The 17,368-nt window shown below is 59.6% G+C and carries 21 protein-coding genes and 1 tRNA gene; 12 read left to right on the plus strand and 10 right to left on the minus strand.

Features of this window, described 5'->3' with window-relative positions:
* Positions 1 to 49: 49 nt before the first annotated feature.
* The gene (gene pth / locus ACZ5SR_RS13325) at positions 50 to 685 is read left to right on the plus strand and encodes an aminoacyl-tRNA hydrolase (RefSeq protein ID WP_464449129.1); all 636 of its coding nucleotides are present in this window, start codon (positions 50 to 52) and stop codon (positions 683 to 685) included.
* A gap of 15 nt (positions 686 to 700) precedes the next feature.
* Here the strand turns inward: pth and ACZ5SR_RS13330 are convergent, their stop codons facing one another.
* Positions 701 to 949: a YfhL family 4Fe-4S dicluster ferredoxin gene (locus ACZ5SR_RS13330; RefSeq protein WP_353246049.1), complete on the minus strand. Its 249-nt coding sequence runs from the start codon at positions 947 to 949 to the stop codon at positions 701 to 703.
* A gap of 115 nt (positions 950 to 1,064) precedes the next feature.
* Between ACZ5SR_RS13330 and ACZ5SR_RS13335 the strand changes: the two genes are divergently transcribed.
* The 8 genes from ACZ5SR_RS13335 to ACZ5SR_RS13370 all read left to right on the plus strand — a co-directional run bounded on the left by ACZ5SR_RS13335 (position 1,065) and on the right by ACZ5SR_RS13370 (position 6,861).
* Positions 1,065 to 1,919, plus strand: a complete 855-nt coding sequence (locus tag ACZ5SR_RS13335; protein ID WP_464449130.1) for a 3',5'-nucleoside bisphosphate phosphatase — start codon at positions 1,065 to 1,067, stop codon at positions 1,917 to 1,919.
* Positions 1,916 to 2,815, plus strand: a complete 900-nt coding sequence (locus ACZ5SR_RS13340; protein WP_464449131.1) for a DMT family transporter — start codon at positions 1,916 to 1,918, stop codon at positions 2,813 to 2,815. The genes ACZ5SR_RS13335 and ACZ5SR_RS13340 overlap by 4 nt, the downstream gene beginning before the upstream one ends.
* Before the next feature lie 78 nt (positions 2,816 to 2,893).
* Complete coding sequence (locus ACZ5SR_RS13345) at positions 2,894 to 3,517, plus strand: L-threonylcarbamoyladenylate synthase (RefSeq protein ID WP_464449132.1); 624 nt, start codon at positions 2,894 to 2,896, stop codon at positions 3,515 to 3,517.
* 69 nt (positions 3,518 to 3,586) lie between these two features.
* Positions 3,587 to 4,249, plus strand: coding sequence for a site-2 protease family protein (locus tag ACZ5SR_RS13350; protein ID WP_464449133.1), 663 nt, complete (start codon positions 3,587 to 3,589; stop codon positions 4,247 to 4,249).
* 43 nt (positions 4,250 to 4,292) lie between these two features.
* Positions 4,293 to 5,618: a tryptophan--tRNA ligase gene (locus tag ACZ5SR_RS13355; RefSeq protein ID WP_464449134.1), complete on the plus strand. Its 1,326-nt coding sequence runs from the start codon at positions 4,293 to 4,295 to the stop codon at positions 5,616 to 5,618.
* Between the two features lie 76 nt (positions 5,619 to 5,694).
* Positions 5,695 to 6,297 carry a LuxR C-terminal-related transcriptional regulator gene (locus ACZ5SR_RS13360; RefSeq protein ID WP_464449135.1) on the plus strand — a complete coding sequence of 201 codons (603 nt, stop codon included), beginning with the start codon at positions 5,695 to 5,697 and terminating at the stop codon, positions 6,295 to 6,297.
* A gap of 6 nt (positions 6,298 to 6,303) precedes the next feature.
* Complete coding sequence (locus ACZ5SR_RS13365; protein ID WP_464449136.1) at positions 6,304 to 6,687, plus strand: tautomerase family protein; 384 nt, start codon at positions 6,304 to 6,306, stop codon at positions 6,685 to 6,687.
* 24 nt (positions 6,688 to 6,711) lie between these two features.
* Positions 6,712 to 6,861: a hypothetical protein gene (locus tag ACZ5SR_RS13370; RefSeq protein ID WP_464449137.1), complete on the plus strand. Its 150-nt coding sequence runs from the start codon at positions 6,712 to 6,714 to the stop codon at positions 6,859 to 6,861.
* 60 nt (positions 6,862 to 6,921) lie between these two features.
* Here ACZ5SR_RS13370 and ACZ5SR_RS13375 read toward each other — a convergent pair whose 3' ends face one another.
* The 6 genes from ACZ5SR_RS13375 to ACZ5SR_RS13400 form a co-directional block, all read right to left on the minus strand.
* A complete protein-coding gene (locus tag ACZ5SR_RS13375) occupies positions 6,922 to 7,092 on the minus strand; it encodes a hypothetical protein (RefSeq protein ID WP_464449138.1) in 171 nt (56 codons plus the stop codon).
* Between the two features lie 98 nt (positions 7,093 to 7,190).
* Positions 7,191 to 7,280, minus strand: a tRNA-Ser gene (locus ACZ5SR_RS13380).
* Between the two features lie 36 nt (positions 7,281 to 7,316).
* Positions 7,317 to 7,769 (minus strand): hypothetical protein, encoded by a 453-nt coding sequence (locus ACZ5SR_RS13385; protein WP_464449139.1) that lies wholly within the window; start codon positions 7,767 to 7,769, stop codon positions 7,317 to 7,319.
* Between the two features lie 28 nt (positions 7,770 to 7,797).
* A complete protein-coding gene (gene serS, locus ACZ5SR_RS13390; RefSeq protein ID WP_464449140.1) occupies positions 7,798 to 9,105 on the minus strand; it encodes a serine--tRNA ligase in 1,308 nt (435 codons plus the stop codon).
* Complete coding sequence (gene ispH, locus ACZ5SR_RS13395) at positions 9,098 to 10,075, minus strand: 4-hydroxy-3-methylbut-2-enyl diphosphate reductase (RefSeq protein ID WP_464449141.1); 978 nt, start codon at positions 10,073 to 10,075, stop codon at positions 9,098 to 9,100. Before ispH ends, serS begins: the two co-directional genes overlap by 8 nt.
* Positions 10,075 to 10,518, minus strand: coding sequence for an FKBP-type peptidyl-prolyl cis-trans isomerase (locus ACZ5SR_RS13400; RefSeq protein WP_464449142.1), 444 nt, complete (start codon positions 10,516 to 10,518; stop codon positions 10,075 to 10,077). Before ACZ5SR_RS13400 ends, ispH begins: the two co-directional genes overlap by 1 nt.
* 130 nt (positions 10,519 to 10,648) lie before the next feature.
* On the opposite strand from ACZ5SR_RS13400, the gene radC reads away from it, so the two are divergent.
* The 3 genes from radC to purT all read left to right on the plus strand — a co-directional run bounded on the left by radC (position 10,649) and on the right by purT (position 13,610).
* Complete coding sequence (radC, locus tag ACZ5SR_RS13405; protein WP_464449143.1) at positions 10,649 to 11,320, plus strand: RadC family protein; 672 nt, start codon at positions 10,649 to 10,651, stop codon at positions 11,318 to 11,320.
* 152 nt (positions 11,321 to 11,472) lie between these two features.
* On the plus strand, positions 11,473 to 12,471 hold the full coding sequence (locus ACZ5SR_RS13410) for an adenosine kinase (protein WP_464449144.1): 999 nt from the start codon (positions 11,473 to 11,475) through the stop codon (positions 12,469 to 12,471).
* A 2-nt stretch (positions 12,472 to 12,473) separates the two neighbouring features.
* Positions 12,474 to 13,610, plus strand: a complete 1,137-nt coding sequence (gene purT, locus ACZ5SR_RS13415) for a formate-dependent phosphoribosylglycinamide formyltransferase (RefSeq protein WP_464449145.1) — start codon at positions 12,474 to 12,476, stop codon at positions 13,608 to 13,610.
* 116 nt (positions 13,611 to 13,726) lie between these two features.
* Here purT and ACZ5SR_RS13420 read toward each other — a convergent pair whose 3' ends face one another.
* The 3 genes from ACZ5SR_RS13420 to ACZ5SR_RS13430 all read right to left on the minus strand — a co-directional run bounded on the left by ACZ5SR_RS13420 (position 13,727) and on the right by ACZ5SR_RS13430 (position 17,305).
* A complete protein-coding gene (locus ACZ5SR_RS13420) occupies positions 13,727 to 14,908 on the minus strand; it encodes an O-antigen ligase family protein (RefSeq protein WP_464449146.1) in 1,182 nt (393 codons plus the stop codon).
* A gap of 229 nt (positions 14,909 to 15,137) precedes the next feature.
* Positions 15,138 to 16,343, minus strand: a complete 1,206-nt coding sequence (locus tag ACZ5SR_RS13425) for a sugar phosphate nucleotidyltransferase (RefSeq protein WP_464449147.1) — start codon at positions 16,341 to 16,343, stop codon at positions 15,138 to 15,140.
* 107 nt (positions 16,344 to 16,450) lie between these two features.
* Positions 16,451 to 17,305, minus strand: coding sequence for a hypothetical protein (locus ACZ5SR_RS13430; RefSeq protein ID WP_464449148.1), 855 nt, complete (start codon positions 17,303 to 17,305; stop codon positions 16,451 to 16,453).
* Between the last annotated feature and the right edge of the window lie 63 nt (positions 17,306 to 17,368).

A 17,368-nucleotide genomic window follows, 5' to 3' on the forward strand; every position in this document is an offset into this window, starting at 1 on the left:
AACCCTGCTCACGCTCGCCAAGCCTCGCGCCCAAGGATAATCTCGCACCATGATCAAACTGCTAGTCGGCCTGGGCAACCCGGGCAACGAATACGACGACACCCGCCACAACGCCGGTTTTTGGTGGATCGATGCCGTGGCCCGTGAACTCAAGGTGTCGCTGGTGCCTGAGCGCAGCTACCACGGGCTGGTGGCCCGCACCAACGTCGACGGCCAAAACGTGTGGCTGCTCGAGCCCCAGACCTTCATGAACCTGTCGGGCAAATCGGTCAGCGCACTGGCCCGGTTCTTCAAAATCCAGCCGCAAGAAATTTTGGTCGCGCACGACGAGCTCGACATCGCCCCGGGCGAAGCCAAACTCAAACTCGGCGGCAGCCACGCCGGTCACAACGGTCTGCGCGACATCCATGCGCAGTTGGGCACTTCAGATTACTGGCGGCTGCGCATTGGGGTTGGCCACCCGGGCGACAAGGCCGAAGTGGTCAGTTGGGTCTTGAAGAAGCCCATGCTGGAACACCGCAAAGCCATCGACGACAGCATCCACCGCGCTGTGAACGCCTTGCCCCTGCTCTTGGCGGGCGACATGGAAAAAGCCATGGTCCGCATCCACACCAGCAAACCACCGCGCCCCAAACCGCCCCGACCAGTCAAAGCGCCAACGCCCGACGCCCCTGCTGCTGAATAAGTCGGACAGCCAGGCTCACTGCCCCTGCAGCCTGCGGTATTTGGCCCAGAGCGATTCCTGGTTTTCGACGTGCTGGGGATTGACAGGAATGCAAGCCACGGGGCAGACCTGGACACACTGGGGCTCGTCAAAATGGCCCACGCATTCGGTGCACTTGGACGGGTTGATTTCGTAAATTTCTTCGCCCAAATAAATCGCTTCGTTCGGGCATTCGGGCTCACACACATCGCAGTTGATGCATTCGTCGGTGATCATCAGTGCCATGGCTGGGGCTCCGCAAAAGTCTGCATCGTGGTCATGCCCGAATTATCGACCACAGGCATCAGCCCGAAAGACTGCAGGGCTGTTGCTTGCCCGGCCCCAGCGGCATGCGCCTAAAATGGGCCGCATGATGAACGCCGACTTGCACTGCCACTCCGTCATCTCCGACGGCACCCTCACCCCCGAAGCCCTGGCCGAACGCGCCAAAGCCAACGGCGTGGAACTGTGGGCACTGACCGACCACGACGAAGTGGGCGGGCAAGACCGCGCCCTGGCCGCTGCCCGCGCGCAAGGCCTGCCCTACCTCACGGGCACTGAAATTTCGGTCACCTTTGCCCACCAGACGGTGCACATCGTGGGCCTGGGCTTTGACCCGCACAACGCCGACCTGGTAGCAGGCTTGCGCCGCACCCGAGGCGGGCGCAGCGAACGCGCTCAAGAGATGTCGGACGGCCTGGCCAAAGTCGGCATTCAAAACGCTTACGAAGGCGCCCTGAATTACGTGGGTAACCCCGAACTGATTTCGCGCACCCACTTTGCCAGGCACTTGGTCGAGACTGGCGTGTGCAGCGACACCTCGGAAGTGTTTCGCAAATACCTGACCGAAGGCAAGCCCGGCTACGTGCCGCACCGCTGGGCGCGGCTGCAAGAAGCGGTGCAGTGGATCACCGAGGCCGGCGGCATCGCCGTCATTGCCCACCCGGCACGCTACGGCTTCACGCCCAACGAAGAGTACGCGCTGTTCAGCGAATTCAAGGTCCACGGCGGGCGCGGGGTGGAGGTCATCACCGGTAGTCACTCTTCGCAAGAAGCAGTGCGTTACGCCGAAACCGCCCTCGAATTCGACTTGGTGGCCTCGCGCGGCAGCGACTTCCACAGCCCCGAGGAAAGCCGCATCGATTTGGGCACCTTGCCATACTTGCCAGGACAACTGACCCCCGTTTGGGACCTGCTGGCTGACCGCATTCAGTGAGCCCGACGCACCGACACGCGAGTCTTCAGGGCATCGGCTTTGCCGTCTTGGCCACCGCCTGCTTCGCCACCCTGGACACCACCACACGGCATGTGAGCACCGGCTTGTCGGTGATGGTGGCACTGTGGTTCCGTTACGCCATTCAGGCCGTCATCACCACCGTGGTGGTCTGGCCTGGGCGTGGCCGCCGCGTCTTGCAGACCGAGCACCCCCGCTTTCAATTGGCCCGTGGCCTGCTGCTGTTCGCCTGCAGCATCCTGGCTTTTTTGAGCCTCAAATACATGCCCGTGGGCGAATTCACGGCCATCTCGCTGCTGGCCCCCTTGGTCATCACCTTGCTGGCGGCCTGGATGCTGAAGGAAAAAATCCGCCCCCTGCGCTGGCTGTTGGTGCTGGGCGGCTTCATCGGCACCCTGGTCATCATCCGTCCCGGCAGCCAACACTTTGACTGGACGGTGATCCTGCCACTGCTGTTGGTGGGCACCAACTCTGGTTTTCAGTTGCTGACCAGCAAGATGTCCAAGACGGAAGACCCCCTCACCACCCACTTTTACACGGGCTGGATCGGCACAAGCCTGGCCACCGTCATCCTGCCTTTTGTCTGGGAAATGCCCAGCGACTGGACTGTGTGGCTGCAATTGCTCTTGATGGGTGTGCTGGCTTCCATCGGTCATTTTTTGCTGATTCTGGCCTATGGCCGCGCTCCGGCCGCCACTCTCACGCCGTATATGTACGCGCAGATCGGCTTTGCCGTGCTGGGCGGTTGGGTGGTGTTCAGCCACCTGCCCGACCAATGGACGTTTGTGGGCATGGGCATGGTCGCGCTTTGCGGGGCCTTGGGGGCCTGGCTCACCGTGCGCGAAAACCGAATCGCCATCCAGCCCCCAGAATCCTGAAGCGACACGCTTTCCTTCAGTGATTTCGCCCCCATGTGCTTGAACACGATCACCACCGGCAACTGACTGTCCGCACCCATGGCCCAGTTTTTCACTGTTCACCCCGACAACCCGCAAGCGCGTTTGCTCAAGCAAGCCGTGCAACTGCTCAACCAAGGCAGCGTGCTGGCCGTGCCCACCGACTCCAGCTATGCACTGGTCTGCCACTTGGACGACAAGAGTGCTGCCGACCAATTGCGCCGAATCCGTGGCGTCGACGACAAGCACCACCTGACGCTGCTGTGCCGCGACCTGAGCGAGCTGGCCAACTACGCCAAAGTAGACAACCGCCAGTTTCGCGCCATCAAACAGACCACACCCGGCCCCTTCACCTTCATTTTGGAAGCCACCAAGGAAGTGCCGCGCCGCGTGAGCCACCCCCAACGCAAGACCATTGGCCTGCGCGTGCCCGAGCACCAAGTGCTGCAAGAACTGCTGGCCTTGCATGGCGCCCCGCTGCTGGCGGCCACCCTCATCATGCCGGGGGAAGACCAGCCGCTGAACGACCCTGAAGCCATCCGTGAACGGTTGGAACACCAAGTGGGTGCGGTCATCGATGCCGGGGCTTGCTCGCTCAACCCCACCACCGTGATCGACATGAGTGGCGAAGAACCCCAAGTGCTTCGCCAAGGCCAAGGCGATCCCGCGCGCTTAGGCCTCTGAATTCTTTTGCCCTGTGAGAGGCTGCCCCCAGACCCAAGCGCAGGCCAGGTCTGAGACAATCTCACACTTATGTCCGACCTCATCCAGACCGTCCTGATTTACGCCCTGCCCGTGATCTTCGCGATCACGCTGCACGAAGCTGCCCACGGCTACGCCGCGCAGCGCCTGGGCGACAACACCGCAGCCATGATGGGCCGGGTCACGCTCAACCCTTGGCCGCACATCGACTTGGTGGGCACCATCCTGCTCCCGCTGCTGCTGTACTTCAGCACCAGTGGTGCGTTTTTGTTCGGCTACGCCAAGCCGGTACCCGTGCGCTTTGACCGGCTGCGCCACCCCAAGCGCGACATGGTCTGGGTGGCCTTGGCAGGCCCCGGGTCTAACTTGGTGCAGGCGTTGCTGTGGGGCGTGTTGTTTTACGTGCTGGCAGGCAGCGGCGTCACCGAGCGATTTTTCATCGAGATGTGCAAAGCTGGCATGCTGACCAATGTGGTCATGTTCGCCTTCAACCTGTTTCCGCTGCCGCCCCTCGACGGCGGGCGCATCCTGGTGGGCGTGCTGCCCTGGCGTCAGGCTGTGCTGGTGTCCCGGGTTGAGCCCTGGGGTTTTTTCATCGTGATGGCCTTGGTGCTCACCGGCCTCATCAGCGCCTGGTGGATGCAGCCCCTGATGGGCCTGACCTTTGACTTTCTGAAACTCACCCTCAGCCCTCTGGCCGCTTTGTTGCGCTGACTTCGGTTGCGCTGATTCCCATTTTCTGTTTGCCTGTTTTTTCATGAACTCCAAGACCCGCACCCGCGTTCTCACCGGCATCACCACCACAGGCACCCCGCACCTGGGCAACTACGTGGGCGCGATTCGCCCCACCGTGCAAGCCAGCCGTGACACCAGCACCGATGGTTTTTACTTTTTGGCCGACTACCACGCGCTCATCAAATGCGACGAGCCCGCCCGAATCCAACGCTCCACCCTGGAGATCGCAGCCAGCTGGATCGCCTCGGGCTTGGACCCCGACAAAGTCACTTTCTACCGCCAGTCCGACATCCCCGAAATCCCCGAACTCACCTGGCTCTTGACCTGCGTCACCGGCAAGGGCGTACTCAACCGCGCCCACGCCTACAAAGCGGCGGTGGACAAAAACAACGCCGCAGGCCATGACACCGATGCCGACGTGACGGCTGGCCTGTTCATGTACCCGGTGCTCATGGGCGCGGACATCTTGATGTTCAAAGCACACAAAGTGCCCGTGGGCCGCGACCAGATCCAGCACATCGAAATGGCGCGCGACATGGCGTCGAGCTTCAACCATTTGTATGGCGAGCATTTCGTGCTGCCCGAAGCCGTGATCGAAGAATCGGTGGCGCTGCTGCCGGGACTTGACGGTCGCAAGATGAGCAAGAGCTACGACAACACCATCCCGCTGTTTGCACCTGCTGCGCAAATGCGCAAGCAAATTGCGGGCATCGTCACCGACTCCAAAGCGCCGGGCGAACCCAAGGCCACCGAAGGCTCGGCCTTGTTCCAGATTTACCAAGCCTTTGCCAGCGCCGAAGAAACGGCCGCCATGGCCCGCGCCTATGCCGACGGCATCGGCTGGGGCGACGCTAAGCAAATGCTGTTTGAGCGCATCGACCGCGAAATCGCGCCCATGCGCGAGCACTACCAAAGCCTGATCGACAACCCTGCGCAGATGGACAAAATTTTGCTGGCCGGGGCTGACAAGGCACGCCAACTGGCCACGCCTTTCATGCGCGAGTTGCGCCATGCCGTGGGCTTGCGTGCCCTGTCATCGGGAACAACAAGCCGCGCAGTCAAAGAGACCAAGACAGCGCTGCCCAACTTCAAGCAATACCGCGAAAAAGACGGCCTTTTTTACTTCAAGCTGGTGGATGCCCAAGGCCAGCTGCTCTTGCAAAGCAAGGGCTTTGCCTCGCCTAAAGAGGCTGGGCAAACCATCGCACTTCTGCAGACAGATGGCTTTGCTGCGCTCGCAGACATGGCATCACAGCTGGAACCGTTGACCCCCGAAAAAGAGCCAACCGTCGCTCTTGCCCTGTCAGAAATAGCCAATTCGCTGAAATCAATTAAACAACTTTTTTGAATTTGCCAATTTATATTGCGCAAACTCACAAATAGGTGTATCCTTAAACTTTAAGACTACTGCAGAGATCTAAACCATGACTGTATATGTCATCGATGACCACCCCCTGATGCGCGATGCGCTGACCATGCTTGTGCACCGCGTCAAGCCAGGTCTCAAGATCATCCCCATTCACAAGTTGAACGTGGTCGAATCCACAGTCGAGAAGAACGGCGTGCCCGAACTTTTCTGCCTGGATCTGCAGCTGCCGGACACATTAGGCATGTCGGGCGTTCAAGTGCTCAAAGCCAAATTTCCGGACGTGCCTTTGGCGGTGGTCACCAGCGCCAGCGCCAGCGAATTCGAGGCCCGCTGCCTTGAAGCCGGTGCGAACGCCTTCATCGAAAAATCCAACAGCCCAACGCAAATCATTGCCGCCTTGCGCAGCTTGTTGATCACCGAAGAGGAAGAGGCCGAAGAAGACGCCGTTCCTGCCGGCCCCACCAAACTGTCCAAGCGCCAAAAGCAACTGATCCTGATGTTGGATCAAGGCCTGTCCAACCGCGAAATCGCCGAGAAGCTCGACATCAGCGAGCACACCGTCAAGGTTCATTTCTGGCGTCTGTTCCGACGTCTGGGCGTCAACAGCCGCACGCAAGCGCTGCACTTTGCGCGCACCAACGGCTGGCTGGGTATCTAACGATCCATGCCGGTCGTATCGATCACCCTGCTGCCAGGCTACGCAGCAGAGACCCAGCACCGCATGGTCAACCGCGTGGCCAATGCCGTGCGTTCGGTGATCGCCACGCCCGAAGCAGGCACCACGGTCTTTGTGAACGAAGTCAGCACCTACCGGCGCGACGGCAAGGTGTTCAGCGAAGGCCGAGCAGCCCATCCTGTTGCCTCTGAGGTGGTTCGCTCTTTCCTGCAAGCCATGCAAGAGCGCGACATGGGCACAGCCCAATCGTTCTTGCATCCCAACTTTCACATGTGCTTTCCCGGCGGTGTGGTCATGCACACGCTGCAAGAGCTGGCGTCGTGGGCGCAAACGCGTTACAGCCGCATTGGCAAACAGTACGAACAGCTGTAAGAAAGCTGGCAAGGCGATGCCACCGTGGTTTTTTGCCATGGCACTTTGCACGGCACTTGGCTCGATGGCCGAACCTTTGAAGGCATCCGCTTCATGGACCGAATCCAGGTCCAAGACGGCTTGATCACACGCCAAGACGTCTGGAACGATCTGGCAGAACACCGCAAACCCTGAGCACTGGCCACCCACACAGACAGCAGCTTGCAAGCCTGCCGTGCAAAGCCTCCAGCGGTCTCAGTCATTTTTCTTGTTCACAATGTCTGGCGTCACCGCATCCAGCACATTGACGGTGGTCTTGACCCCATAAACCACTGCAGAACCTGCCGCATCGGCAATGGCCAGCACGGTGCAGCCGGAAAGCCCTGGCGTCAGCGTAAGGGCCAACAAAAACGCAAAAAACTTCATGGCAACAGGTCCTGGTGGTGATGACCCAAGATCGGCTCAAAGCCGCATAAAGGCCATAAAAAAACCCCGCAATGGTGACCCATTGCGGGGTTTTCAACTGGCGGAGGAGGAGGGATTCGAACCCTCGGTAGTGTTGCCACTACGCCTGATTTCGAGTCAGGTACATTCGACCACTCTGCCACCCCTCCTGAGATTTGTCGAAGCCGTGATTCTAGCAGAGCCCCTCAGGGCTTTTTCGGCACCATGACCGCTGCATTGCGCGGTGCCATCGTCAAAGAAACGCTGCTGCCCATCATGCCGCCGTCCACCATCTCGAATGTCGCCGTGCGCTCTTGCCGGGTCATGACCAGGAAACTGTTTTTGCCACGCACCGCCGACACCACAGTCCAGCCCTGCGTCGGGTAAGTTTCGAGGAAATATCGGTAGGCCGCATCCACATCACGCCCCACATCCAACATCACGCGGCCCACCCAATTGTCACCCGCCCCAATGATCAAGGACTGATCCGCTCGAATGACAGCACCAGGAGGCAAAGGCAATTGCCCGAGCAATTGCACCGGGTTTTGCGCCTTGCCGTCAGGCCCGACGGCAACCGAAGTCGAGCCGCCCTTGTTGGCACAAGCTGCCAAGGCCGCAGTCACCAGAAGGGTCCACAAAACACGATGCATGCCATTCATCAACGCACTCCTGGTGAAATTAAAAACATCAAACGCTGAGCAGCGCCACACCGCCCATATAAGGGCGCAGCACCTCGGGCACGGTGACGGAGCCGTCAGCGTTTTGGTAATTCTCCAAAACCGCCACCAGCGCACGGCCCACGGCCAGGCCAGAGCCATTCAGGGTGTGTACCAACTCGTTCTTGCCTTGGGCGTTCTTGAAGCGTGCCTGCAATCGGCGCGCTTGGAAGGCCTCGCAGTTGGACACCGAGCTGATCTCGCGGTAGGTGTTTTGCGCAGGCACCCAGACTTCCAGATCGTAGGTTTTGCTTGCGCCAAAGCCCATGTCGCCGGTGCACAAGCTCATCACGCGATAAGGCAAACCCAGCTTTTGCAAAATGGCTTCGGCGTGGCCCGTCATGGCTTCCAGCGCTTCGTAGCTGTGCTCGGGGTGCACGATCTGCACCATCTCAACTTTGTCAAACTGGTGCTGACGGATCAGGCCACGCACATCGCGCCCACCGCTGCCCGCCTCGGACCGGAAGCACGGGGTGTGTGCCGTGAGTTTGATCGGCAGATCGCTCTCGGCCAACACTTCGTCGCGCACCACGTTGGTCAGCGTCACTTCTGAGGTGGGTATCAGGTACAGCGCTTGGCTTTCTTCGCCCTCTTGACCGCCCTTGTTGGCGGCAAACAGATCGGCTTCGAATTTGGGCAGCTGGCCCGTGCCGCGCAGTGTGTCGGCATTCACGATGTAAGGCGTGTAGCACTCGGTGTAACCGTGCTCTTGCGTCTGCACGTCCAGCATGAGCTGCGCCAGCGCACGGTGCAAACGGGCCACTGGCCCGCGCATGAAGGTAAAGCGTGAACCGCTCAGCTTGGTGCCGGTCTCAAAGTCCAGCCCGAGCGGGCCGCCAATGTCCACATGGTCCTTGAGCTCGAAGTCAAAGCTGCGCACCGTACCCCAACGGCGCACCTCGACGTTGCCTTCCTCGCCCGCGCCCACAGGCACCGACTCGTGCGGCAAATTGGGGACGGCCAGCAGCAGGGCTTGCAGCTCGGCCTGGAGCACTTCCAGGCGCTGGGCCGAAGCGTCCAGCTCCTCCTTGATCGCGCCCACTTGCGCCATGACCGCATCGGCTTCGGCGTGCTGGCCCTTGCCCTTGAGCATGCCAATTTGCTTGGACAAGCTGTTACGCTGGCTTTGCAGCTCTTCGGTGCGGGTTTGCAGCGTTTTGCGCTCGCCTTCCAAAGCACGGAAAGCGTCCACATTCAGGAAGGGCTGGGGATTTTTACGGGTCTGCAAACGCGCCACAGCGGCGTCCAGATCTTTGCGGAGAAGAACAATATCAAGCATGGGGGGATTGTAGTGAGCCGGGTTCTGGGTTTTCTGTGGCATCCAGCTTCAAACCCTTGGGCAGTGGGAACTTGATGGTTTCTTGAATGCCGTCCAGCGTGCGCACCGACACGGCACCCAACACACGCAGACGTGCAATCACCTCTTGCACCAGCACATCCGGGGCTGAGGCACCCGCCGTCAAGCCCACTTTTTGTGCGCCGTTAAACCAAGATTCCTGCAAATCGGCCGCCGTGTCCACCATGTAGGCAGGCGTGCCCAGGCGGTCAGCCAGTTCACGCAGGCGGTTGCTGTTGGAGCTGGTGGGGCTGCCCACCACGATCACCACGTCTACCATCGGACTCATCAACTTGACGGCATCTTGCCGATTCTGGGTGGCGTAGCAAATGTCTTGTTGCTTGGGCTCGCGCACCTGCGGAAAGCGGGCTTTCACGGCCGCCACGATCTCGGCGGCGTCGTCCACGCTCAGGGTGGTTTGTGTCACAACCGCCAGCAAATCGGTCTGGGCGGGCTGCACCTTGGCGACGTCTGCCACGTCTTCCACCAAATGGATGCCGCTGTCGAGCTGGCCCATGGTGCCTTCCACTTCAGGGTGGCCCTTGTGGCCGATCATGATGAATTCGTAGCCCTCTTTGTGCAGCTTGGCCAATTCGACGTGTACCTTGCTCACCAAGGGGCAAGTGGCGTCAAAAATGCGAAAGCCTCGTCGTTCGGCCTCATCCTGGATCGCCCGGCTCACGCCATGGGCGCTGAAAATCAGCGTGGCCCCGGGCGGCACATCGGCCAGCTCTTCGATAAAGATCGCGCCCTTTTTTTTCAGATCATCCACCACATAGGTGTTGTGCACGATCTCGTGGCGCACATAAATCGGGCGACCAAACTTGGTCAGCGCGTGCTCCACGATGTCGATCGCACGGTCCACCCCGGCGCAAAAGCCACGCGGCTCGGCCAAAAGCACTTCAGAGGTCATCACAGCACTCCAATCAGTTCAACTTCAAAGGTCACAGGTTGACCGGCCAGCGGGTGGTTGAAGTCAAACAACACCGCGCCCTCCTCGTTCACTTGCAGCACCGTCCCGGCGTAAGACCCCAAGCCGTCGGGCGTCGGAAACTGCACCACATCGCCCGCCGCGTATTTTTCGGTAGGGTCACCCAACTCGTTGAGCAGCTTGCGCGCCACCCACTGCTGCATGTCTGCAATGTGATCGCCAAACGCCTCGCCTGCTGGAATTTCCATCGTCACCCGCGTGCCTTCGGCCAGGCCCAGCAAGCGCTGCTCAACCGCGGGCGACAAGGTGCCAGAACCCAGCGACAAAGTGGCTGGTTTTTCGTTGAAGGTGTTGATGATGTCCCCCTGCGGCCCTGCCAGGCGGTAGTGAAGCGTCAAGAAAGAGGCGGGTTCAACAATGGACATAAGGGTTTTCGTGGTTGCCGCTAATGCGGCGCAACGGGCATAAAGAAGCCACTATTGTAAAAAGCCTGGCCGACCCGCTCCAGCAAAGGGGCAAGCGTGACCGAAGGCTGCTCCAGGGAGGGGCTTTCAAATGAGTATCAAGGACTTGCCGGCAGACGCGCGCCCGCGCGAAAAATTACTGGCTCGGGGCCCACAAGCCCTGAGCGATGTCGAGCTGCTGGCCATCTTGCTGCGCACCGGCATGGCGGGCAAAAACGTGTTTCAGCTGTCCGAAGAACTTCTCGGCCCTGACGGTATTGCAGGGCTGCTGCAGGCGACGGTGCAGTCGCTCCAATTGATCAAAGGCCTGGGCCCTGCCAAACAGGCCGAGTTGCTGGCCGTGTTCGAGATGGCCCGCCGGGCGCTCAGCCAGCGCCTCAAAGAACGGGAGGCTTTTCACACGCCAGGCGCCGTTAAACAGTATTTGCAGCTGCAACTGGCCCACAAAAACCACGAGGTGTTTGCCGTGCTGTTTCTGGACCACCAAAACCGCATGTTGGCCATGGAAGAGCTTTTTCGCGGCACGCTCAGCCAAACCAGCGTATACCCGCGTGAAGTGGTTCTGCGCGCCTTGCACCACCAGGCCGCCGCCGTGGTGCTCTCGCACAACCACCCCAGCGGCTCGGTGCAGCCCAGCCGCGCCGACGAACACCTGACCCAAACCCTCAAGGCGGCTTTGGCACTTGTCGATGTGCGCGTGCTCGACCACATCATCGTAGGACAGGGGCAGGCCCTGTCGATGGCGGAGCAAGGGCTGATGTAAAGCCTGCCCTGATGTGGGAGCGAGCCCCCGCTCGCGAATGTCGGCCGGAGCCACAGCACCCCTTCGGCCGCAGGGGCGACCTCCCAAAGGAATGAACAGGCCAGGCAGGGGCTGCCGCTAAACTCTTGGCTTTTGCTCATTCCACTACGACCATGTCCCACTACCACCTCTACGCCATCGGCAACGCCTTGGTCGACACCGAATACGAAGTCTCCGATGAACTGCTGAGCGCCATGGGCGTGAGCAAGCGGCACATGACGCTGATCGACACCCCCCAACGCGCCGAACTGCTGACCCATGTGCAAGGCTTGCACGCCCGCCGCACGGGTGGCGGCTCGGCCGGTAACACCGTGGTGGCGCTGGCCCAATTGGGCGGCCAAGCGTTTTATTCGTGCCGCGTGGCCGATGACGAGCTGGGCGCCTACTACACACAAGATCTGCAAACCAATGGCGTGGCGACCAACCTGACCCACACCCGCCCCACAGAGGGTCAAACGGGCAGCTGCATGGTGCTGGTCACGCCCGACGCCGAGCGCAGCATGTGCACCTTTTTAGGCGCGACCTCCCAGCTGGACGCCACTGCCTTGCACCCGCAAGACATCGCCAAGTCCAAAATTTATTACATGGAAGGCTATCTGGCCGCCTCGCCCACGGGTCTCGAAGCCGCCGTTCAAGGCCGCCAAATCGCCATCGAAAACAAAGTGGCCACGGCCCTCACGCTCAGCGATGTGAGCATGATCAACTTCTGCCGCGCAGGCCTGGAAGCCATGATCGGCGACGGCTTGGACTATTTGTTTGCCAACGAAGAAGAAGCCCAAACCTGGTGCGGCAGCACAGATCTGGACGCCATCATTGGCCAGCTGTCGGCTTTGTCCAAAACCGTCTGCCTGACGCGGGGCCCCAAGGGCTGCATCGTCGTACAAGGCCAGCAGCGCATCGAAGTGCCCGCCGTGCCCACCAAGGCCGTGGACACCAACGGGGCAGGCGACATGTTTGCAGGTGCCTTTTTGTACGGCATCACCCACGGTCAAAGCCCAGCGCAAGCGGCCGCATTGGCCAACCGTGCAGCCGCTGCAGTGGTCAGCCAGCACGGCAACCGCCTGACAAAGGCCCAAATGCAAGCGATTTACACCGATTTTCATAAAGCCTGAACATGAAAAAAATCCTCCTCCTCGGTTCAGGTGAACTCGGCAAAGAATTCGTCATCAGCGCCAAGCGCTTGGGCTGCCATGTGATCGCCTGCGACAGCTACGCAGGTGCACCCGCCATGCAAGTGGCCGACGAGTTTTGCGTCTTCAGCATGCTAGACGAAGCGCCGCTGCGCGCCGCGATTGACAAGTACCAGCCCGATTTGATCGTGCCCGAGATCGAAGCGATCCGCACCGAGGTGCTGCTGGACGTGGAAAAACAAGGTTTTGAGGTCATCCCCAGCGCCCGCGCTGCCAACCTGACCATGAACCGCGACCGCATCCGCGACGTGGCCGTCGGCCTGGGCGTGCGCACCGCCAAGTTCAGCTACGCCGACTCCGCCGCCGAGCTGCTGGCAAAAGCCACCGACATCGGTTTCCCGGTCGTGATCAAACCGGTCATGAGTTCATCGGGCAAAGGCCAAAGCGTCGCCAAAACGGCTGACGATGTGCAAGCCAGTTGGGACTATGCCTGCGCCGGTATGCGCGGCGACCGCCAAAAAGTCATCGTCGAAGAATTCATCCACTTCGAATTTGAAATCACCCTGCTCACCGTACGCCAGCGCAAAGGGCCCACGCTGTTTTGCCCCCCCATTGGCCATGTGCAAGAGCGCGGCGACTACCAGTACAGCTGGCAGCCCCAGGGCATGAAGCCCGAGCAAGTCAAAGCCGCACAAGACATGGCCGAAAAAGTGACGACCGACCTAGGCGGTGCGGGCCTGTTTGGCGTGGAGTTTTTCGTGACGAAAGACGAAGTGATCTTCAGCGAGCTGAGCCCACGCCCGCACGACACCGGCATGGTCACCCTCATCAGCCAAAACCTGAGCGAATTTGACCTGCACGCCCGCGCCATTTTGGGCCTGCCGATCCCGAACATTGAGTGTGTGGAAGGCGCCAGCGCTGTGGTGCTGGCCGACAAAGAGGGCAGCCACCCAACATTCACCGGCGTTGAGGCGGCTTTGGCCGAGCCCGGCGTGGATGTGCGCATTTTCGGCAAACCCACCACACGGCCTTATCGCCGCATGGCGGTGGCGCTGGCCCAAGGTGCCAATGCGCTGCAACGCGCAAGGGATGCAGCGGGCAAAATCAAAGTGGTGGTTTAAGCACCCGCCTTCGGACTGCATGGATACCCGCATGCGCGGGTATGACAAACCATCTCCAATGTGGGAGGCCGCCCCTGCGGCCGAATGCCTGCAAAACAAACGGGATCTGCCCCCCACTAATTTGATCCTAATGATTGACTTTTAGCTCGATGATTCATCGCAACCAGCAAAGCCATCATGAACAAGAAGAAATGGCTTTCCCTTGAGCTGAACAGCGGCGTGTTAATCATGCTGTCTACGAGCAATATGCTTACGAGGGAAGCCAGTAGCACCTTTCCCTGAGCATGATCAGAACCCTTGGCCACACGGTAAAGCGACACCAACAGCGCCACATACAACAGCATCCCGACCAAACCGTGGTCCGCACCAAAAAACAAAAACTGGTTGTGCGAATGCCACCGAAAGATATCGCACCATTCAGGTTTGTCTATGAATCGGCAGATTTCAGTGTGGTAAGCACCCGTGCCATGACCCACGATGGGGCTCTCTGCAATCAATTGCGGCACGATGCGGTAGTTGTAAGCCCGGTGTCCGATGGATGACATCACATCGACATCGCGCTTAGCAAACTCCATCCAGCCCAAGGCAATCCGGTCACGCATCACACTGGACGAAGCCAGAACCCCAGCCACCAATAGTACCAACACAGGCAAACCGATCCACAGCTGTTTGCCGCCCCAGCGCACCAACATATAAGACACCAATCCAGCCAACAGTAACACCACCCCGGTCCGCCCTGAAGACAAATGGGTGATGCTGACCGCACCCAGCACAGCAACACCTAACCAAAAAAGGCTGATCCGACTGCGCAAAGGACGCTGCACCTTGGACAAAGCAAACACCACCAAGAAAGACACCATCACGTTTTGCGTGATGTAGTCACCAAAGACATGGTGTGACAAACCCCAGCCAGGCGTCTTGGTGGCAGACCAAGGCAATACAAACCACACATTCAACCAGGTGGAGGCCAAGATAAACAGCATGGCGCCCACAAAAGCCCACAACGCTCTTTTTTGCCACTGCGGAAATCGCACAAACAACAGCATCAGCGCTGCCGCGTAAACAAACTTGGCGTATTTGCCCAAATTGACCGACACCCAACTCCAAGGCGCGGGGGTGTAGAGCGTGCCGATCAGCACCACACCAAACAATGCCAACAGCCAAATCGCAGGCCAACTCCAGGCGGCACGCTTCAAATAATCGACGCTGAAAGTGACTGCAAATCCGATCAGCACCAACAGCAAAACCACATTCGACAGCCCCATTGCTATCGGAAACAACAAAAACAGAGCGGGCACAAGCCATCCCAAAGCAAGCGTTGTCTTTTGTCTGATCGCAATCATTCGATGTCCTTTTATCTTCGTCTAATTATCAACTTAGCAGCAGCCAGGCATTTAATCGATAGCATTCTTTTAACCCACGCCACAATTTCCCTTGTTGATAATGTCCTATCGTTAAACGCCCCCTGCATACGTCACCCCCAACTCCTGCATTTGTCCCCCCCGACCAGATCGGGAGTCCATCCCCTTACCGCGTCACCCGATACACCCCCAACCCCAACCACTCATGCAAAGCAGTCTGCCACAGCAGCAAGCTGCGGGCTAACGAATACACGGTCCACAGCGTGGCCTCGCCCGTTCTGAAGTCCACCGGATACGCCGTCACATTGCACCCCACCGCCTCAAACTCGGGCACAGACCGGGGCATGTGCCAGGCCGAAGTCACCAGCAGCCAAGGCTGTTTGCAGCGCTCGCCCAAGAACGCGGCCACCTGCAAAGCGTTTTCTCGGGTGGTGCGCGAACCGGCTTCCAGCTTCACCCGGCGCATGTCCACGCCCTGCTCTTCATAAAACGCCTTGGCCAGTTCGGCCTCGCTCACGCCAGTGGCCAGCAAGCGCCCCTCCCCGCCAGAAAAGACCAATTGCAGCTGAGGGTGCTTCAGCATCAGCCCCACCGGCACAGACATGCGCTCGGCCGCTTGGCCCAAAGGCACCTGGCCATGCGCCAGATAAATGTCAGGGTGCTCAAGGGCACCGCCCAAAACAATCACCCCCACATGCCGATCCACAAGATCCGGGGCGGGCACGGGGTATCGGTTTTCTAAGGGGCGCAAAAGCGCGTGGGGCAAGGCCTCAAAACCCAACAGCCCCAGGTATTGCTGGGCGGTTTGCAGGTTGGGCTTTTCTACAAAGGCTTGGACTGTGTAGACATTCGCTTGCAGGGGCAAGCTCCCACTGGTTTCGGTGTGGATGTAGCCGTAGCCGGTTTCGGGTTTGTCGGGGGTGACGCCCAAGATGACAATGTTGCCTTGCTCGGCTTGGGCAATGGCTTGTTGCACGGCGGCGGTGAATGCCGCTGGCTGGGCTATGGTTTGGTCGGCAGGGGTGACGACCAGCACGGGGTCTTGGCCGTTTTGCAAGGCGGCTAATGCAGCTAAGGTCAAGGCCGGGGCGGTGTTGCGGCCCACGGGTTCGAGCAAGGCGCTGCCCAGAGCAATGCCCACTTCTCGCAGTTGCTCTGATGCCAAAAAGCGGTGCTCTTCGCCACTGACGATAACTGGGGCGGCAACTTGAATGTGTTCACTGCCCAAAGCGGCCAGCCTTTGGGCGGCTTGCTGAAACAAACTTTCGTTGCCTGTGAGGCAAAGAAACTGCTTGGGGAAGCCAGTGCGCGAAAGCGGCCACAAGCGTGTGCCTGAGCCGCCGCAAAGGATGACGGGGGTGACTTGGATCATGGGTGCATCAACAAATGGAGTGGGTTCAAGCAAGTGGGTTGGACCATCATGTGGGCTTGACCAACAAAAACGAAATGGGCGAATAACAGTAAGGTGCAGGATGAAAGTTACTGGGATTTACCCAGGGCTTTGCGCCATGCAGTTTGGATGGCGCTGAGTTTTTGAGCGGATTCGGCGTCTTGGCTGGCGTTGCGCAGTGCTTGGCGGATGAAGACGAAAAGCAGCAAGGCGAAGCCTGCGGCTAAGGTGGCCATGATGGTGATGATGCCGCGTTTAGGGGCGGCATGTTTGGTGGGCAGCGTGGCTTCTTGCACCAAGGCGCTGGCATCCAAGCCTTGCAGTTGGCGCTCGATGTCGATCTGTGTGGCTTGGCTTTCTTTCACGACACCGATCATTTGGGCATAGCCTTGAGCAACTTGGAACGACACTTCACCACCTGATTTTTCCATTTTCCCAGCCAACAAGACGGCCGTTTGATTGGCTTCTTTCTCACGGGCTTGGGCTTGGGCCAATTGCTTTTGCAGGCGCAGCTTTTCGCTGTCGCGTGGCTGGCTCAGGGTATAGGTTTGCTGCAGCACGGCTTTGGCCAGCGCTTGCGCAGCCTGGGGAGTGTCGGCTTGTGTGGTCAGGGTCAACAGTTTGTCTTTGGCGTTGAAGCTGGCTTTGATCTGGCTTTTGAGTTTGTCGCGGGCTGCGTCTTGCTCCTGCTTGGGGGTATAGCCCAGATTGGCGGCAATGGGATCAAGCACAGAGGCGCTGAGCATGAGGCTGGCCGTCACTTGCTCTGCCTTGAGGATGGCGGTGCTTTCGTAGGTTTTAGGCCAGAGCGACGCCCCAGCCAGCGCCAGCAGGCCCACCACGATGGGGCCAATGACGAGCAGGCGCAGGTTTTCTGTGATGGTGTGCAGCAGGTCTAGCAGGCTGATGTCGTCGTCTTCTAGGAGTTGCGGGGTTTCGGTCATTTTTTATTGGAATGGGAAGGGTGGGGTCATGGATACCCGCGTTCGCGGGTATGACAGAGGGGC

Source organism: Limnohabitans sp. TEGF002, from assembly GCF_055395845.1.

Coding starts and splice junctions, on each gene's coding strand:
- pth (WP_464449129.1), top strand. CDS start 50: ATGATCAAACTGCTAGTCGGCCTGGGCAACCCGGGCAACGAATACGAC.
- ACZ5SR_RS13330 (WP_353246049.1), bottom strand. CDS start 949: ATGGCACTGATGATCACCGACGAATGCATCAACTGCGATGTGTGTGAG.
- ACZ5SR_RS13335 (WP_464449130.1), top strand. CDS start 1,065: ATGGGCCGCATGATGAACGCCGACTTGCACTGCCACTCCGTCATCTCC.
- ACZ5SR_RS13345 (WP_464449132.1), top strand. CDS start 2,894: ATGGCCCAGTTTTTCACTGTTCACCCCGACAACCCGCAAGCGCGTTTG.
- ACZ5SR_RS13350 (WP_464449133.1), top strand. CDS start 3,587: ATGTCCGACCTCATCCAGACCGTCCTGATTTACGCCCTGCCCGTGATC.
- ACZ5SR_RS13355 (WP_464449134.1), top strand. CDS start 4,293: ATGAACTCCAAGACCCGCACCCGCGTTCTCACCGGCATCACCACCACA.
- ACZ5SR_RS13360 (WP_464449135.1), top strand. CDS start 5,695: ATGACTGTATATGTCATCGATGACCACCCCCTGATGCGCGATGCGCTG.
- ACZ5SR_RS13365 (WP_464449136.1), top strand. CDS start 6,304: ATGCCGGTCGTATCGATCACCCTGCTGCCAGGCTACGCAGCAGAGACC.
- ACZ5SR_RS13375 (WP_464449138.1), bottom strand. CDS start 7,092: ATGAAGTTTTTTGCGTTTTTGTTGGCCCTTACGCTGACGCCAGGGCTT.
- ACZ5SR_RS13385 (WP_464449139.1), bottom strand. CDS start 7,769: ATGAATGGCATGCATCGTGTTTTGTGGACCCTTCTGGTGACTGCGGCC.
- serS (WP_464449140.1), bottom strand. CDS start 9,105: ATGCTTGATATTGTTCTTCTCCGCAAAGATCTGGACGCCGCTGTGGCG.
- ispH (WP_464449141.1), bottom strand. CDS start 10,075: ATGACCTCTGAAGTGCTTTTGGCCGAGCCGCGTGGCTTTTGCGCCGGG.
- ACZ5SR_RS13400 (WP_464449142.1), bottom strand. CDS start 10,518: ATGTCCATTGTTGAACCCGCCTCTTTCTTGACGCTTCACTACCGCCTG.
- radC (WP_464449143.1), top strand. CDS start 10,649: ATGAGTATCAAGGACTTGCCGGCAGACGCGCGCCCGCGCGAAAAATTA.
- ACZ5SR_RS13410 (WP_464449144.1), top strand. CDS start 11,473: ATGTCCCACTACCACCTCTACGCCATCGGCAACGCCTTGGTCGACACC.
- purT (WP_464449145.1), top strand. CDS start 12,474: ATGAAAAAAATCCTCCTCCTCGGTTCAGGTGAACTCGGCAAAGAATTC.
- ACZ5SR_RS13425 (WP_464449147.1), bottom strand. CDS start 16,343: ATGATCCAAGTCACCCCCGTCATCCTTTGCGGCGGCTCAGGCACACGC.
- ACZ5SR_RS13430 (WP_464449148.1), bottom strand. CDS start 17,305: ATGACCGAAACCCCGCAACTCCTAGAAGACGACGACATCAGCCTGCTA.